This is a genomic window from Flavobacterium sp. ASW18X (genome assembly GCF_005144745.1).
In the GTDB taxonomy this organism is placed as follows: Bacteria; Bacteroidota; Bacteroidia; order Flavobacteriales; family Flavobacteriaceae; genus Croceivirga.
Genome location: NZ_SWKK01000021.1, coordinates 20,050 through 35,077, shown reverse-complemented (window position 1 = coordinate 35,077; position 15,028 = coordinate 20,050). Strand labels below are relative to the sequence as shown.

The 15,028-nt window shown below is 37.1% G+C and carries 14 protein-coding genes; 4 read left to right on the top strand and 10 right to left on the bottom strand.

What is annotated here, in order from left to right; translation table 11 throughout:
* Nucleotides 1–13 precede the first annotated feature (13 nt).
* Together fbaA and FBT53_RS13710 are read right to left on the bottom strand one after the other, a co-directional pair.
* On the bottom strand, nucleotides 14–1,081 hold the full coding sequence (fbaA, locus tag FBT53_RS13715) for a class II fructose-bisphosphate aldolase (protein WP_136951760.1): 1,068 nt from the start codon (nucleotides 1,079–1,081) through the stop codon (nucleotides 14–16).
* Between the two features lie 51 nt (nucleotides 1,082–1,132).
* Nucleotides 1,133–3,733 carry a BamA/TamA family outer membrane protein gene (locus FBT53_RS13710; RefSeq protein ID WP_370324102.1) on the bottom strand — a complete coding sequence of 867 codons (2,601 nt, stop codon included), beginning with the start codon at nucleotides 3,731–3,733 and terminating at the stop codon, nucleotides 1,133–1,135.
* Nucleotides 3,734–3,749: 16 nt separating this feature from the next.
* On the opposite strand from FBT53_RS13710, the gene FBT53_RS13705 reads away from it, so the two are divergent.
* The gene (locus FBT53_RS13705) at nucleotides 3,750–4,472 is read left to right on the top strand and encodes an RNA methyltransferase (RefSeq protein ID WP_136951759.1); all 723 of its coding nucleotides are present in this window, start codon (nucleotides 3,750–3,752) and stop codon (nucleotides 4,470–4,472) included.
* A gap of 8 nt (nucleotides 4,473–4,480) precedes the next feature.
* On the opposite strand, the gene FBT53_RS13700 is transcribed toward FBT53_RS13705, so the two are convergent.
* Both FBT53_RS13700 and ubiE read right to left on the bottom strand, forming a co-directional pair.
* Nucleotides 4,481–5,179, bottom strand: coding sequence for a porin family protein (locus FBT53_RS13700; protein ID WP_136951758.1), 699 nt, complete (start codon nucleotides 5,177–5,179; stop codon nucleotides 4,481–4,483).
* A 4-nt stretch (nucleotides 5,180–5,183) separates the two neighbouring features.
* On the bottom strand, nucleotides 5,184–5,912 hold the full coding sequence (gene ubiE / locus FBT53_RS13695; protein WP_136951757.1) for a bifunctional demethylmenaquinone methyltransferase/2-methoxy-6-polyprenyl-1,4-benzoquinol methylase UbiE: 729 nt from the start codon (nucleotides 5,910–5,912) through the stop codon (nucleotides 5,184–5,186).
* A gap of 179 nt (nucleotides 5,913–6,091) precedes the next feature.
* On the opposite strand from ubiE, the gene trkA reads away from it, so the two are divergent.
* Together trkA and FBT53_RS13685 are read left to right on the top strand one after the other, a co-directional pair.
* Nucleotides 6,092–7,441: a Trk system potassium transporter TrkA gene (trkA, locus tag FBT53_RS13690; RefSeq protein ID WP_136951756.1), complete on the top strand. Its 1,350-nt coding sequence runs from the start codon at nucleotides 6,092–6,094 to the stop codon at nucleotides 7,439–7,441.
* A gap of 32 nt (nucleotides 7,442–7,473) precedes the next feature.
* Nucleotides 7,474–8,931, top strand: coding sequence for a TrkH family potassium uptake protein (locus FBT53_RS13685; RefSeq protein WP_240729841.1), 1,458 nt, complete (start codon nucleotides 7,474–7,476; stop codon nucleotides 8,929–8,931).
* Here the strand turns inward: FBT53_RS13685 and FBT53_RS13680 are convergent.
* Both FBT53_RS13680 and FBT53_RS13675 read right to left on the bottom strand, forming a co-directional pair.
* On the bottom strand, nucleotides 8,928–10,115 hold the full coding sequence (locus tag FBT53_RS13680) for a pyridoxal phosphate-dependent aminotransferase (RefSeq protein ID WP_136951754.1): 1,188 nt from the start codon (nucleotides 10,113–10,115) through the stop codon (nucleotides 8,928–8,930). The genes FBT53_RS13685 and FBT53_RS13680 overlap by 4 nt on opposite strands.
* A gap of 15 nt (nucleotides 10,116–10,130) precedes the next feature.
* A complete protein-coding gene (locus FBT53_RS13675; protein ID WP_136951753.1) occupies nucleotides 10,131–11,231 on the bottom strand; it encodes an acyl-CoA desaturase in 1,101 nt (366 codons plus the stop codon).
* A 121-nt stretch (nucleotides 11,232–11,352) separates the two neighbouring features.
* Between FBT53_RS13675 and rsmG the strand changes: the two genes are divergently transcribed.
* Nucleotides 11,353–11,985 carry a 16S rRNA (guanine(527)-N(7))-methyltransferase RsmG gene (rsmG, locus tag FBT53_RS13670; protein ID WP_136951752.1) on the top strand — a complete coding sequence of 211 codons (633 nt, stop codon included), beginning with the start codon at nucleotides 11,353–11,355 and terminating at the stop codon, nucleotides 11,983–11,985.
* Nucleotides 11,986–12,026: 41 nt separating this feature from the next.
* On the opposite strand, the gene FBT53_RS13665 is transcribed toward rsmG, so the two are convergent.
* The 4 genes from FBT53_RS13665 to apaG form a co-directional block, all read right to left on the bottom strand.
* Complete coding sequence (locus tag FBT53_RS13665; protein ID WP_136951751.1) at nucleotides 12,027–12,590, bottom strand: DinB family protein; 564 nt, start codon at nucleotides 12,588–12,590, stop codon at nucleotides 12,027–12,029.
* 85 nt (nucleotides 12,591–12,675) lie between these two features.
* Nucleotides 12,676–12,798: a hypothetical protein gene (locus FBT53_RS16375; RefSeq protein ID WP_255578303.1), complete on the bottom strand. Its 123-nt coding sequence runs from the start codon at nucleotides 12,796–12,798 to the stop codon at nucleotides 12,676–12,678.
* Nucleotides 12,799–12,939: 141 nt separating this feature from the next.
* On the bottom strand, nucleotides 12,940–14,568 hold the full coding sequence (gene pruA / locus FBT53_RS13660) for an L-glutamate gamma-semialdehyde dehydrogenase (RefSeq protein WP_136951750.1): 1,629 nt from the start codon (nucleotides 14,566–14,568) through the stop codon (nucleotides 12,940–12,942).
* 73 nt (nucleotides 14,569–14,641) lie between these two features.
* Nucleotides 14,642–15,028 (bottom strand): Co2+/Mg2+ efflux protein ApaG, encoded by a 387-nt coding sequence (gene apaG / locus FBT53_RS13655; RefSeq protein WP_136951749.1) that lies wholly within the window; start codon nucleotides 15,026–15,028, stop codon nucleotides 14,642–14,644.

Genomic DNA, 15,028 nt, shown 5'->3' with positions numbered 1-15,028 from the left:
AATTAATTAAAAATTATAGTGTATTAACGTTATTTAAATCTTCAAACGCTTTTTTAAGGCGGTCCGCAAACGCTTTTTCACCTTCTCTTAACCAAACTCGTGGGTCATAGAATTTTTTATTAGGAACATCGTCCCCTTCTGGATTCCCTATTTGTGCTTGTAAATAATCTTTTTTACCCTGCACATAATCACGAACGCCACTTAAAAATGCATACTGTAAATCAGTATCAATATTCATTTTGATAACACCGTAACCAATAGCTTCTCTAATTTCTTCTACTGTAGAACCAGACCCACCGTGAAATACAAAATCAATACTATTCTCTTCTACACCATATTTTTCTGATACGTGTTTTTGAGAGTTTAATAAGATTTTTGGTGTCAACTTAACGTTACCGGGCTTATATACGCCGTGCACATTTCCAAAAGCTGCAGCAATAGTGAATTTAGGACTTATCTTAGAAAGCTCTTCATAAGCATAAGCTACTTCTTCTGGTTGCGTGTATAACTTAGAGCTGTCAACATCTGTATTGTCTACACCATCTTCTTCACCACCAGTAACTCCCAATTCAATCTCTAAAGTCATGCCCATTTTAGCCATGCGCTCTAGGTACTGCTTACAAATTTCTATGTTTTCTTCTATTGGCTCCTCAGACAGGTCAATCATATGAGAGCTGAACAAAGGTTTTCCGGTAGCTTTAAAATGCTCTTCAGAAGCATCTAAAAGACCATCTATCCAAGGTAATAGTTTTTTTGCACAGTGGTCTGTGTGTAGTATAACCGTTGCACCATAAGCTTCTGCCATTTGGTGTACATGCTTAGCACCGGCAACAGCACCTAAGATAGCTGCTTTTTGGTTTTCATTAGAAAGACCTTTACCTGCATTAAATTGTGCGCCGCCATTAGAAAATTGGATAATTACTGGGGCATTTAATTCTGCCGCAGTTTCCATAACGCCGTTCATGGTGTTAGAACCTATAACGTTTACTGCTGGTAAGGCAAAACCTTTTTCTTTTGCGTAGTTAAAAATCTCTTGTACTTGATCGCCAGTTGCAACTCCGGGTTTAATGTTATGTGCCATTTTTTGTTGGTTTCTTTTTATCAAGTGGTAAAAGTAATAAATTATTTAGGCTTAGAAAGGATAATTGATACCGATGTTCCAAACCGCTTCTCCTAGGTTAAAATCTGTAAACCAGCGGTCCCCTATTTCTAAAGCGGGGTTGTATGTTTTTAAGCCTAAATCTAATCTGATTACAAAATAAGACAGGTCATATCGCAGGCCAAAACCACTACCAATAGCTAAATCTCTCAAAGATTTTATTCCAGTAAATTGAGCATTTGGGTCCTCTACATTGTCAAATACATTCCAAATGTTCCCAATATCTGTGAACAGAGCACCATTGATGTCGCCAAAAATAGGAAAACGGTATTCTGCGTTTAAGGCAATTTTAAAATTAGCTTCGTTAAAATCGTTTACTTGATCCGTGCGTCCAGGTCCTAAAGAGTAGACACGCCAAGCTCTATTATCATTTGAGCCTCCTCCAAAATAACTACGCACAAATGGTATATTGTCTGCATTACCGTAAGGTACGGCTAAACCAACAAAACTTCGCATTGCAATTATATTTTTTGGAGCCAGTTCCCAGTGTTTTATAAAATCTAATTCTCCTTTTAGGTATTGAGAATAAGGTACGCCAAATACTAAACCTTCGCCACTTTCACTCTGTTCAAAAGGAATAATATTTTCAGTTAGAGAAAGTAGATTGCCAGCACTTTCTACCTTTGCTCTAAATTGATAAAATTCATTATCTGTTAAATCTGCACGGTTGTTTTGCGTATAGGTGTAAGCTGTAGTAAATATTAGGTTGTTGCTAGTGAGTCTATTTTTTCTTTCTTCTATACTGCGCACGGTTTGTAAGTCCTCTGTACTTATAGTAAATCCTGGACTCGTAACTATATCTATAAAGCCATCTGTGCCTTGCGGAATGCTTAATTGCAAATTGTCTGCTGCATTATCATTTTCTCTAAACAACTGTGCTAATTCTGGATATTCTTCTGCATCTTGATATTGGTCCGCAACGGCGTCCAGATTATCATAGGTAGTATTGTACACATTAAAAAAATCATTGATATCTGTATTGTCTACAAACTCTATATTGAGTAACTCTAGATTATGTTTTTTTAAAGTGGTTGGGGACCAAGAGTATTCCAGAACTGAGTTTAAAGATTGGCGATCTAAACCTATGTTATTTTGAAAGTTAGTACCGATAGATAAGCGCGTTTGGGGTAGCATGTAATACGGTATCCACTTTTCCGTGTTAAATGGTAACCAAATTCTTGGGAAAGTAAGGTTAATATCTCCTCCTAATTCAGAACTAATACTCTCATTGGCTATTTCACTATCTAAAAATCCTATGGCACCACGACCAGAAACACTTAAGGTTTCTGCGCCACCAAATACATTGCGAGTAATGACTGAGCCTCCAAAACCTATACCTAATTGCTGAATGTTAGAACGCGTAAGTTCAAAAGAAGCATCTAAAGAATATTTAGGCCTAGCGGCAAGGTAAACATCTGCTACTAACAAGCCTTCTTGACTACCTTGGTTAAGGTCTATATTTGGATATTTAAAAGTATTGAGGTTAGTTACCTGTCTATTGGTGCGGATATAATCTAAATCTCTGTATACACTATCTTTCTCAAAAAAAATAGCGTTTGTTAAGGCTTCTGGGCTGTATCTAAGTTTGTCTTTAAAGTAAATAGTGTAATTCTCGTGTTGTATAGTATCCATCTCTGCAATGTTGCTATCAAAACGGTAATCTGCGTAAATGTTTATTTTTTCAAAACGATTTACACGATAGGGAATTGCTGTGGTGCTATCATTGGCAGATCTAGGATTCTCAACATTTAAAACAATGTCCATATTTTGGTCATCGTTAGCTTGTACAGTGTCTCTAACAATATCAAAATTTATGGAGCTTTCTTGAAAGTTATATACGCCAGAATTTCTGTATAGTGTAGTTAAACGTTCTCTTTCGCTATTAAAATTATCCAAATCAAATTGCTGCCCTTCTTTAACAGCAGCGCTTTCCAAATGTTTTAGGTATATGGAATCTAACTCTTTTGCAGCTATGGTATGGGTAAGGCTATCTACAAAATAAGGTTTGTTACGGGTTACATTGTAGGTAATCATTGCCCTCTTTTTACGTTTGGCAGGGGTAATCGTATAGTTTGCTTCACTATTAAAATAGCCTTTGCTGGTATAGTAGCCTTCTAGGCGCTCTACAGATTTATTAGTTTTAGCGGTATCAATTATGACGGGTGGTTCTCCGGCATTCTTAAGAAATTCATTAAACCCTTTTACCACAAAAGATTCTCCTAGGCGCTCCACTTGTTTTGCAGATAATATTTTGGTAAGCCGTTCACGGCGTTTAGGTTTTTTATCTAACCATGCTTGATAAGTAGAATCCGTATTTTCTTTGGCTAAATTATAAAGGTTTAACCTTAGGTTGTAACCCAAGATGTTAGTGTTTGGTTTTTGTGATATTAAATTTTGAATGATAGCTCTCTTTTCTGGCAGGCTATCTATTAAAATTTCATTTTCTGTAAGTAGATATTGGTCGTCACCAACCTTCTTTACCGTATTACAGGATGCAAGGATCATTACTACCAATAATAAAACTATTTTTGCCTTGTTGTTTCTGTACACGGACATCTCAGTTAAAGTATCCAAAATTACGTGATTTACCATGGTTAGCAAAAAGTGGTTAAAAGTTGTTAAGCGTTTACATCAAAAAAAATACCGAAATGAAGAATCTTTGTTTTTTGTTGAAGGTATAAAGACGGTAAAAGAATTGTTGGCAACCCAATTGCCGCTAGAGAAGCTTTTGGTGACGCAAGAACATAGAGATGCTTTTAACACCTATGAATTTGATATCATTTCTAAGGAAGATTTAGCAAAAATAAGTGCATTGCGCACACCACCGGGCGTCTTAGCGGTATTTCGGATGCCTTTTAAAACTGAGGTAGAAGAGAAGGGGTGGATAGTTGCTTTAGACGATGTGCGTGACCCTGGAAACTTGGGTACCATTATAAGACTTTGTGATTGGTTTGGAGTAACACAGTTGGTATGCTCGCAGGCTACGGTAGATTGTTATAATCCCAAGGTGTTGCAGGCAACAATGGGCTCCATTGCTCGGATAGCTATAACGTATTTAGATTTGCCTAATTTTTTGTCTCAAACCAAAGCCACGGTTTATGGCGCTTTTATGGAAGGGGATGTGGTCTATCAAAAAGAATTGCCTGCTAGTGGAGTCCTTGTGATGGGTAATGAAGCTAACGGTGTTTCTGAATCGGTAGCAAAACATATTTCTCAAAAAATTAGCATTCCACAGTTTGGAAAAGCCACGGCAGAAAGCCTAAATGTAGCAACTGCTACAGCTATCCTTTTAAATGAAATTAGGCGAGGGTAACGGCTTGGTTATTCAAACGTGAAATTGATGAAAATACCACGAGTTTTGATAGATTCAATATTACCTGTCCAAGGACTATTAGGGTCATCATCCGGAACTAGTTCATCTGTAAGTGCAAAAACACCTCGGATTGAAGGGGTAAATTTGAAAAACTGGGTGTAAAAATCGATTCCGAAACCAAGTTCGTAACCATACACGTTTTTCTTCATTCTAAATTCACCTGCACGGTTGTCATCTAAGCTATCTTCTTTGGCGCCTAGATTAATTGCAGCATAACCACCTGCTACCAAAAATGGTTTAATGTTGTTGTATCTTTTTGTGGATAATTTTACCAATAGCGGAAATCTAATATACGTAGAGCGTACTTCTCTAATAGCATCTTGCTGGGTAGTAAAACCAGGAAAGCCCAAATCTCGTTGTGCATATAGCAAGCCAGGTTCAAAACGTAAATCTACAAACTCATTTACTCGCATTTCACCTATAAGTCCAACGTTAAAACCTATTAATTTGTTCACCAACACATCTTGCCCAATATCATTTTTGTATTCAAACTTAAAATCATATTGATTAAAGCCTAGATAGTATCCATAATTTAAAAAGGATTTATCCTCACTCTGCAAGTTTAAGATAGGGTCTTTTGCAAATAGCTGCGCTTGTCCGTGCAGGCTGCATAGAGCAAGGCTTATAAAAAACAATAGCTTTTTCATCTAGTTATTTTGAGGCTACGTATATAGTTGCCACCCCTAATGTTTGGGGTTTGTTCTCTACACCTATAAACCCAATTTTTCTTAAAATATTGTTGAACGCTTCTCCAAAAGGAAATGCGGCTGCAGATTCTGATAGGTAGGAATACGCAACACGGTCCTTAGAAAACAGTTTGCCAATAGTAGGCAAAAAATATTTAGTATAAACTTTGTAACCCTGTTTAAAAGGAAATTTAGTAGGGACAGAGGTTTCTAATACCACAAAACTACCGCCTGGTTTAAGCACACGCAAAATTTCTTTCAATCCTTTTTCTAAATTTTCAAAATTACGAACGCCAAAAGCGACTGTTATTGCGTCAAAAGAATCATCTTTAAAGGGTAATGCTTCGCTATCACCCAACACCATCTCTATGGTATTATCTAGGTTTTTCTGTTTTATTTTTTGTTTTCCAACAGATAACATACCTGGAGAAATATCTAAACCAATAACCTTGGTTGCTCCTGTCTTAGTTAAGTTTATGGCTAGATCTCCCGTACCAGTAGCGATGTCTAAAACAGTATTAGGTTGTTTTTGAGCTACAATAGCCACCACTTTTTTTCGCCATTTAACATCTATACCAAGAGAAATTACACGGTTTAATCCGTCGTAATTATCAGAAATGGTATCAAACATCTGGGTTACTTGGGCTTTTTTTCCCAGTTCACTATCCTTATATGGATTCACATTTTGCGCCATCCTACAATTTTAGGCGCAAAGATACAATAACGAGTTAGAGGTTAGAGTTAAGTATTTAGCAAAATAATTACGTACTTTTGCTGCCGATATTTAATTAAACCCTTGGGATAAAATGGTTTGTAACCAACCCAAAACATTCTTTCCAAGAAAACGTGATACATTTAATTGTTTGATAGGTAATGAAAATAATCATTGCAGGTGCAGGTGAGGTAGGTTTTCATTTGGCAAAGTTATTGTCTTATGAATCTCAAGAAATCACATTAATAGATTCTGATAAAGAAAGTTTAAGTTATGCGGATACCCACTTAGATATTCGTGTAGTCAGGGGAGATGCTACTTCTGTGGAAGTATTGCAAGATGCTAATGTAGAGGCATCTGACCTTGTAATTGGGGTAACCTCTTCTGAGACTACCAACATTACACTATGTATGTTGGCTAAGCAATTAGGAAGTAAAAAAACTATTGCGCGTATCTCCAATACGGAGTTTATTTACAATAAAGATTTATTAAGGTTTGAAGAGTTAGGGATAGATGAATTGATTTCTCCAGAACAGTTGGCGGCTTCAGAAATTCAGTTACTACTCAATAAATCTGCTTTTAGCGATACATACGAGTTTGAAAAGGGTCTGCTAACTATGGTGGGCGTATTTTTGCCAAAATCAGCACCCTTTGTGGGTAAATCTGTTAAAGAAGCAGCTCGGGTTTTTCCAGAATTACACTTTATGCCCATTGCATTGCAGCGCATGGGAACGCAGTACACTCTAATACCACGTGGTGATACGGTGTTTAAGGAAGGCGACCAAGTATATTTTGTTACGTGCCAGAATGGAGTAGAAGAACTCTTAAAGCTGACAGGCATGCAAAAGCGAGAAATAAAAAACGTTATGATTCTTGGTGGTAGTAAAGTTGGATTTAAAACGGCGAGAGACCTGTGTACCAAGAAATTTAATGTAAAGCTGTTTGAGAAAAACAAAGAAAAGGCTATGGATTTGGCAGAGGTTTTGCCTAATGCTTTAGTTATTAATGGCGATGGCAGAAACGTAGAACTGTTAGAGGAAGAGAGTTTAGAATCTATGGATGCTTTTGTGTCTGTAACTGGGAACTCGGAGACTAATATAATGTCTTGTTTGGTAGCAAAATCCAAGGGAATTAAAAAGACAATTGCCTTGGTGGAAAACATGGATTACTTTCAGTTATCTCAATCTATCGGTATAGATACGTTAATCAATAAAAAGCTATTAGCTGCCAACAATATTTTCCGATATATTCGCCGGGGAGAGGTGCTGGCGCTTACACGTTTAAATAATTTAAACGCAGAGTTATTAGAATTTGAAGTAAAACCAACATCGTCCGTAAATGGAGAAGTAATAAAAGAATTGAATTTTCCTAGAGAGGCTATTATTGGTGGCGTTATAAGAAACGGAGAAGGAATTATTGCTTTGGGTGATTTTAAAATTACTACAGGAGATAAGGTGGTAGTGTGTGCATTGCCAAAGGCTATTGCTAAAATTGAAAAGCTCTTTTTATAATGCAGCTTAATTTTAGAATTATACTACATATCATGGGGCTGTTACTACTTTGTAACGGTTCTTTTATGATGTTGGCCGGTATTGTAAGTGCTGTTTATAAAGATGGAGCTACCATAGAACTGCTTTCTGCTGCTATTGTTACCATGTTGGTGGGTATCATGGCTATGTTTTATACGCGTGGTCACCGTAAAGAGGTAAAGAAAAAAGAAGGATATATTATTGTAACTTTTGGTTGGTTGGTCATGTCTATATCTGGGATGTTACCTTATGTATTCTCAGGGGCAATACCTTCTTTAGTAGATGCGTTTTTTGAAACCATCTCTGGATACACCACAACAGGCTCCTCCATTCTAAATGATATCGAGATTTTACCAGAAGGTATTCTATTTTGGCGGAGTTTAACCCACTGGATAGGGGGTATGGGTATTATTGTTTTAGCTATTGCGATTTTACCTTTATTAGGGATTGGTGGTATGCAGTTATTTACAGCAGAAGCTCCTGGACCTGGGGGAGACAAACTGCACCCAAGAATTACAGACACCGCTAAAAGGCTTTGGTTAATTTATGTAGGGTATACAATTTTAGAAACCCTCTTGCTCTGGATTGCAGGGATGACTTTTTTTGATGCCATAAATCATGCTTTAGCTACCTTGTCCACGGGTGGCTTCTCAACAAAAAATGCAAGTGTTGCTTTTTATAATGATAGTCCTATAATACAGTACATCCTTATCTTATTTATGTTCTTAGCGGGTACCAATTTTGTGATGAGCTATTTTGCGTTTACAGGTAAGGTGCAGCGTATTTTAAAAGACGAAGAATTTAAAGTGTATACCATTTTCACGGTATGTTTTACATTAATTTCTGGATTTATTGTTTGGTTGCAGGCCAACGTTCCTGTCTCTGATTATCATCCACAAGTATGGGGAGAGGCAGAAAGTGCTTTTAGACATTCTTTATTTCAGGTAGTTGCTATTATTACAACTACAGGCTTTGTTACCGCAGATTTTACCAATTGGACACCGTTTTTAACCGTTTTCTTTTTTGGGTTGATGTTTTTAGGTGGCTGTGCAGGTTCTACTTCTGGAGGAATTAAAGTGATGCGTCACCTATTAATCATCAAAAATGGCTTGTTAGAATTTAAACGAACCTTACATACAAATGCCATAATTCCGGTTAGATTCAACAATAAATCTGTGAATGAGCATATTGTGTACAACATTATAGGTTTTTTTGTGCTATATATGTTGCTATTTATAATTGGTGCTTTGGTGTTGAGTTATCTAGGATTAGATTTTGAATCTGCCATTGGTGGTTCTGCATCTTCTTTGGGTAACGTTGGTCCAGCACTGGGCGATTTAAACCCAGTGGTGAACTTTAGTACGTTACCAGCATTAGGAAAACTATGGTGTTGTTTTCTAATGCTGTTAGGAAGGTTAGAGTTGTTTACCGTCCTTATTTTGTTTGTACCTTACTTCTGGAAAAAAGTTTAAAGTACTGCTTTTATTCTGTTGATTGCTTCTTTTATTTCTTCTTCGCTAGCTGCGTAAGAAATTCGGATTCCGTTAGGGTTCCCAAAGGCATCACCGGTAACCGTAGCTACATTGGCATGCTCTAATAAGTACATGGCAAAATCAGATGCGTTATTAATAGTTGTGCCGTTTAACTCCTTTCCAAAGTAAGAAGAGATGTTTGGAAAAACATAAAATGCTCCATCTGGCTCGTTGCATTCAAAACCTGGAATGGCGTTAAGTAAATCTAAGATTAGCTTTCTTCTATTTTTAAACTCATCTACCATATAGTTGATGCGTTCTGGGCTTTCTACTAAAGCTGTGATAACTGCACGTTGAGCTATGCAATTAGCGCCACTTGTTACCTGTCCTTGTAATTTATTACAAGCTCTAGCTATATATGTTGGAGCGCCAATATATCCAATTCTCCAACCTGTCATTGCAAAGGCTTTTGCTACCCCATTAACGGTTACGGTACGGTCATACATATCCTCAAACGCAGCCATAGAAGCGTGTGCAGTAACACCGTAATTAATGTGCTCATAAATTTCATCACTAACTACAATAATCTGAGGATGTTTTTTTAGCACATCTGCCAACGCACGTAACTCCGCTTTACTGTAAATAGATCCACTAGGATTACATGGAGAACTATACCACATCATTTTAGTTCTAGGAGTGATAGCCGCCTCTAGTTGCTCCGGAGTCATTTTAAAATTATTCTCTATGCTCGTTGGTACTTCTACTGGAACGCCATCCGCTAATTTTACAATATCACTATAACTAACCCAGTAAGGACATGGTAAAATTACCTCGTCACCTTTATTAATAACTGCTTGTGCTACATTGTATAAAGCTTGTTTGGCTCCTGTAGAAACTACAACCTGACTTTTATCGTAAGTAAGGCCATTGTCTCTTTTAAACTTGGTGATAATAGCCTCTTTAAGCTCAACATATCCGTCTACTGGTGTATAAGAATTGTAATCTTGGTCTATAGCCCGCTTAGCAGCTTCTTTAATATAGTCTGGAGTATTAAAATCTGGTTCTCCCAAACTTAGACCTATAACATCTTTGCCTGCAGCGCGCAATTCTCTGGCTTTTGCCGCCATTTCTAAAGTTGCAGATGGTACTAAACTGTTAATTCTGTCAGATAGTTGATTGCTCATGAAAATTTACGTTTACTAGTATTGTAATGTAGGCTCCTTGCCTAATTCCTTTAAATGTTTAAAGTGCGAAATTATAGCTTTTCTTGTGGTTTGATATTCATTATAGGGTAAATTGAATTCCGCTGCTGTCTGTTTCACAATTTTGGCAATATTTGTGTAATGAATATGGCTAATGTGTGGAAAAATATGATGCTCTACTTGGTGATTTAACCCTCCTGTAAACCAATTTATAATTCTGTTTTTTGTGCCAAAATTAACCGTAGTGAATAATTGGTGAATAGCCCAAGTGTTTTTCATGCTTCCAGTTTCATCTGGTAGTGGTGTCTCTGCGCTTTCTATAATGTGGGCTAGCTGAAATACGACACTTAAAATTAGACCTGCTGTATAGTGCATGATAAAGAATCCTATAAATACATGCCACCAAGGAATATCAAAAAATAAAAGTGGAACTAAAATCCAGATAACAAAGTACAATGCTTTGGTTATGGCCAAGGTGCTCCAGTTCATCACCGGGTTTGGTAATTTTCCGTAAGACAATTTGCGCTTTGTATATCGATACATTTGCTTAAAATCTGTGGTAATTGCCCAGTTAAAGGTGAGTAATCCATACAAGAATATAGAATACCAATGTTGAAACTTATGGTGTTTTTTCCATTCTGCATGTTTAGAAAAACGCAAAATTCTACCCGCTTCCATATCCTCATCATGCTCATGTATATTGGTATAGGTGTGGTGTAATACATTATGTTGCACCTGCCAATTGTAAACATTGCCCGCCAATAAATACATGCTGCTGCCCATAATCTTATTAACCCATTTTTTTTGGCTATAAGACCCGTGATTAGCATCGTGCATTACGTTCATGCCTACACCTGCCATACCAACACCCATAAGTATGGTCAATAAAAATTGAGCCCAAGTGGGGAGGTCTAGAGAAAGCATTAAAAAATATGGGGTTAAGAAAATGCCGAACATCACAAAGGTCTTTACTTGTAATTGCCAGTTTCCTGTTTTCTTTAGTTTGTGTTCTTTAAAATATTGATTTACTCGTTTATTTAATGTTCTGAAAAAGTTTGTGGAATCTTTTCTTGAGAACCGAATTGTCTCTTGCTGCATGGTAATCACTAAAATATATTATCTAAACAAAGGTAAGCAAATCAATTTCTTGTAAGATTGTATTTTAGGTCAGATTAACGCTTTATAAAGTAGTACTTTTGCAGAAAGTGTTAAAAATAATATGCAAGTAGATATCATTTTTAAATATTTTCCCAGCCTCACAGAAGCGCAACAGTCCCAGTTTGCTGCTTTAGAAGAACTGTATAAAGATTGGAACCAAAAAATAAATGTGGTTTCTAGAAAAGATATAGACGAGTTGTATTTAAGGCATGTTTTGCATAGTCTTGGTATTGCCAAAGTGCATCAATTTATGCCTGGTGCTGAGGTCTTAGATGTTGGTACTGGAGGGGGATTTCCTGGTGTGCCTTTAGCCATTTTGTTTCCTGAGGTACAATTCACGTTAGTAGATGCTATCGGTAAGAAAATAAAAGTGGTACAAGAGGTGATAGATGGGTTGAAGTTAAAGAACATTACGGCTCACCATACTCGAGTAGAGGATTTGCCAAGACAATTCGATTTTATCGTCAGTCGTGCAGTTGCAGCTATGCCTACTTTTGTGCATTGGACTAAAGGGAAAATAAAAAAAGATTCTGTACACGAGAGAAGAAATGGTATCTTATATCTTAAAGGAGGTGATTTGACTGAAGAGTTGCAAGATTATAAAACGGTGCAGTTGTTTGATTTGGTAGACTTTTTTGAAGAGCCTTTTTTTGAAACTAAAAAAGTGGTGTATTTACCACAGAAGTATAAATAAAAAAATCCCCTTCTCTTCTTGAAGGGGATTTTAGTTTTATTTTACTGTAAACTCCAAGGTGGCGTAACACCATTACTGCGTGCATAAGCAATAAGCTGTCCTTTGTGTTCTCCTGCATGTTCTAAAATGACCAAAAGACCTGCAAGTCTATTGAACTTGGCAAACCCAAAGTCCACTTCTTCCGCTAAAGTTTGGGTAGGTTCTTTAGAGATTACATCTGCTATAAAATCGTTAGATGCTTTTAAAGCTGCTAATACGTTTTCCTTGCCGGTAATTTTTTGTTCCATAGTCATAAAATCTATATTTTCTGGAGCTGGGTGTCCTAATTTAGAAGCTAGAAAATAGTTAGCAACAGCTATGTGTAATATAGATTCTCTCACAGAGCGAACCCCTTCCGATGGTCGCCAATCGTATTGTTTTTCATCAAAAGCATTGGCAAGTTGTGTTACTTGTTCTTGAACCCGGAGCACCATACCTTTAATGGTTTCTTGACTAAGATTGTTTTGATTTTTGATGAGCGTTGGCTGATTGCTAACGTCTTGCGGTGTTTGTGCTATACCTACGTATACAGTAAGGCATAGGGCTAGTAGTACTAATTTTTTCATTGTAGTGAGACTTAAATTAACTGACATTCAGTCAATAAAGGTAGTTAATTTAAGTCCACACTAGGTTAACCGTTTTTTACTAGACTTAATGAAACGTACAATAGTTGTAAAAAGAACGGTATTTCTTAGCATAGTTTTGGCCAAAAGACCAAGCGTCTGCAAAGAAAATTCTGATTTTAGCCTTATATCGCATTAATTCATTCCTCATACTATCAGATTTAGCTTACAAATATCTTAAAATTTACATTATAAATACAAATAATTAACGTTAAATTTACATTGATATTGTGCACGTAAAAAAAAAGCCCGACCAAAAGGAAGGGCTTTTCAAAAATATTTTAGCTAGCTGTTAGCCTAAAAATGGATATCTGTAATCTACAGGGGTTACAAAGGTTTCTTTAATTAATCTAGGAGATACCCAACGTAATAAGTTTTGAGCGGATCCGGCCTTATCGTTGGTTCCAGATGCTCTAGCGCCTCCAAAAGGTTGTTGGCCAACTACTGCTCCAGTGGGTTTATCATTAATATAAAAGTTACCTGCGCTGTTCTGTAATGCTTTTGTGGCTTGGTCTATAGCGTATCTGTCCGTAGATAATACCGCACCGGTTAAAGCGTATTCAGAGGTTGTGTCTACTAATTTTAGTGTTTCTTCCCAATTGTTGTCTTCATAAGCATAAATAGTAACGACAGGACCAAATAGTTCGGTTTCCATAGTTTCATACTTAGGATTAGTGGTTAGGATTACCGTAGGTTCAATAAAATATCCTACAGATTTATCATAATTACCACCTACTACAATTTCTGCCTCATTACTTTCTTTGGCTCTGTCAATGTAAGATGCCAACTTATCAAAAGAACCTTCATGGATTACTGCAGTGATAAAGTTGCTCATGTCTTCTGGGCTGCCAGGTTTGTTAAAGCTGTCCACATCGGTTTTAACCATTGCTAAAATCTCTTCAGCTTTAGATTTAGGTAAATAAACTCTAGATGCTGCACTACATTTTTGTCCTTGAAACTCAAAAGCACCTCTGGTGATTGCAGTAGCTACTTGTTTGCTGTTGGCAGAAGGATGTGCTAAAATAAAATCTTTGCCTCCGGTTTCTCCTACAATTCTTGGATAAGTTCTGTACTTGTCAATGTTGTTACCAATTTGTTTCCATAAGGCACGGAAAACGTGGGTAGAGCCGGTAAAATGTAAACCAGAAAAATCAGGACTGTTAAGTGCAACATCAGAAACCATAACAGGGTCTCCCATTACCATATTTATAACACCATTAGGCAAACCAGCTTCCTTGAATATATCCATTATAATTTTAGCAGAATATACTTGGCTGTCACTAGGTTTCCAGAGTACTACATTGCCCATTAATGCAGCACTTGCAGGTAGGTTACCTGCAATTGCAGTAAAGTTAAAGGGGGTAATGGCATAAATAAATCCTTCTAGGGGTCTGTATTCTACACGGTTCCATATACCTTCTGCAGATTCTGGTTGCTCTTGGTAAATTTGGCTCATAAATTCCACGTTAAATCGTAAAAAGTCAATAAGCTCACAGGCAGCATCAATTTCTGCTTGGTGTATAGTTTTGGACTGTGCAATCATGGTAGCTGCATTGATTTTTGCACGGTAAGGGCCTGCAATTAAATCTGCGGCTTTTAAGAATACAGCGGCACGTTGTTCCCAGGTTAAATTGGCCCAGTTTTCTCTTGCTGCTAATCCATTAGCAACGGCTTTTTCTACATCTGCTTTTGTGGCTTTATGAAAAGAACCCACAACGTGTTTGTGATCGTGAGGGGGAGTCATCTTTTGGGTGTCTCCAGTTTTAATTTCCTCATCACCTATATATAAAGGTACTTCTACTTGACTATTGTAAAAGGCTTTGTACTGTTCTAAAACGGCTTCGCGTTCTGGACTGCCGGGAGCATAGCTCTTTACCGGTTCGTTAATTGCAGTAGGAACTTGAAAAAATCCTTTGCCCATAGTTGTTGTAATTTATATTTATAATGACAACAAAGGTAACAAAAGGGTTATGGTTTGTGAAATTAATGGGTGGTTAGTTTATGGCGAAAGGTGCTGAGAATTTAAAGGTAGGTACCTCTGCTTCAAAACCTTCTCCTGAACGTAAATCTACCATATCGTAATAGCCTTTCATAGCGCCAATAGGTGAGGCTAAAAGGCATCCTGAGCTGTAGGTATAAGACTTGCCAGGTTGTATTACAGGTTTTTTGCCAATCACGCCCTGTCCGTCCACAAGTTCAATGTCTTTTAAAGCATCTAGAATTTCCCAATGGCGGTCTGTAAGTTGTACTGCTGAGTTGGTTTGGTTTTCTATAGTTATGGTGTAGCCAAAAGCGTAGTGCATCTTATAGTTCTTAAAAAAAGTACCCTCAAAAGAAGTTTGAACTGAAATTTTGATGCCGTTGGTGACTTGTGTGATCAT

Excerpts from the sequence above, each read along its gene's own strand:
- FBT53_RS13675 (WP_136951753.1), bottom strand. The coding sequence starts at position 11,231 with ATGCAGCAAGAGACAATTCGGTTCTCAAGAAAAGATTCCACAAACTTT.
- apaG (WP_136951749.1), bottom strand. The coding sequence starts at position 15,028 with ATGATCACACAAGTCACCAACGGCATCAAAATTTCAGTTCAAACTTCT.
- trkA (WP_136951756.1), top strand. The coding sequence starts at position 6,092 with ATGAAAATAATCATTGCAGGTGCAGGTGAGGTAGGTTTTCATTTGGCA.
- FBT53_RS13680 (WP_136951754.1), bottom strand. The coding sequence starts at position 10,115 with ATGAGCAATCAACTATCTGACAGAATTAACAGTTTAGTACCATCTGCA.
- ubiE (WP_136951757.1), bottom strand. The coding sequence starts at position 5,912 with ATGGCGCAAAATGTGAATCCATATAAGGATAGTGAACTGGGAAAAAAA.
- pruA (WP_136951750.1), bottom strand. The coding sequence starts at position 14,568 with ATGGGCAAAGGATTTTTTCAAGTTCCTACTGCAATTAACGAACCGGTA.
- FBT53_RS16375 (WP_255578303.1), bottom strand. The coding sequence starts at position 12,798 with ATGAGGAATGAATTAATGCGATATAAGGCTAAAATCAGAATTTTCTTT.
- FBT53_RS13685 (WP_240729841.1), top strand. The coding sequence starts at position 7,474 with ATGGGGCTGTTACTACTTTGTAACGGTTCTTTTATGATGTTGGCCGGT.
- fbaA (WP_136951760.1), bottom strand. The coding sequence starts at position 1,081 with ATGGCACATAACATTAAACCCGGAGTTGCAACTGGCGATCAAGTACAA.
- FBT53_RS13705 (WP_136951759.1), top strand. The coding sequence starts at position 3,750 with ATGGTTAGCAAAAAGTGGTTAAAAGTTGTTAAGCGTTTACATCAAAAA.
- FBT53_RS13665 (WP_136951751.1), bottom strand. The coding sequence starts at position 12,590 with ATGAAAAAATTAGTACTACTAGCCCTATGCCTTACTGTATACGTAGGT.
- FBT53_RS13700 (WP_136951758.1), bottom strand. The coding sequence starts at position 5,179 with ATGAAAAAGCTATTGTTTTTTATAAGCCTTGCTCTATGCAGCCTGCAC.
- rsmG (WP_136951752.1), top strand. The coding sequence starts at position 11,353 with ATGCAAGTAGATATCATTTTTAAATATTTTCCCAGCCTCACAGAAGCG.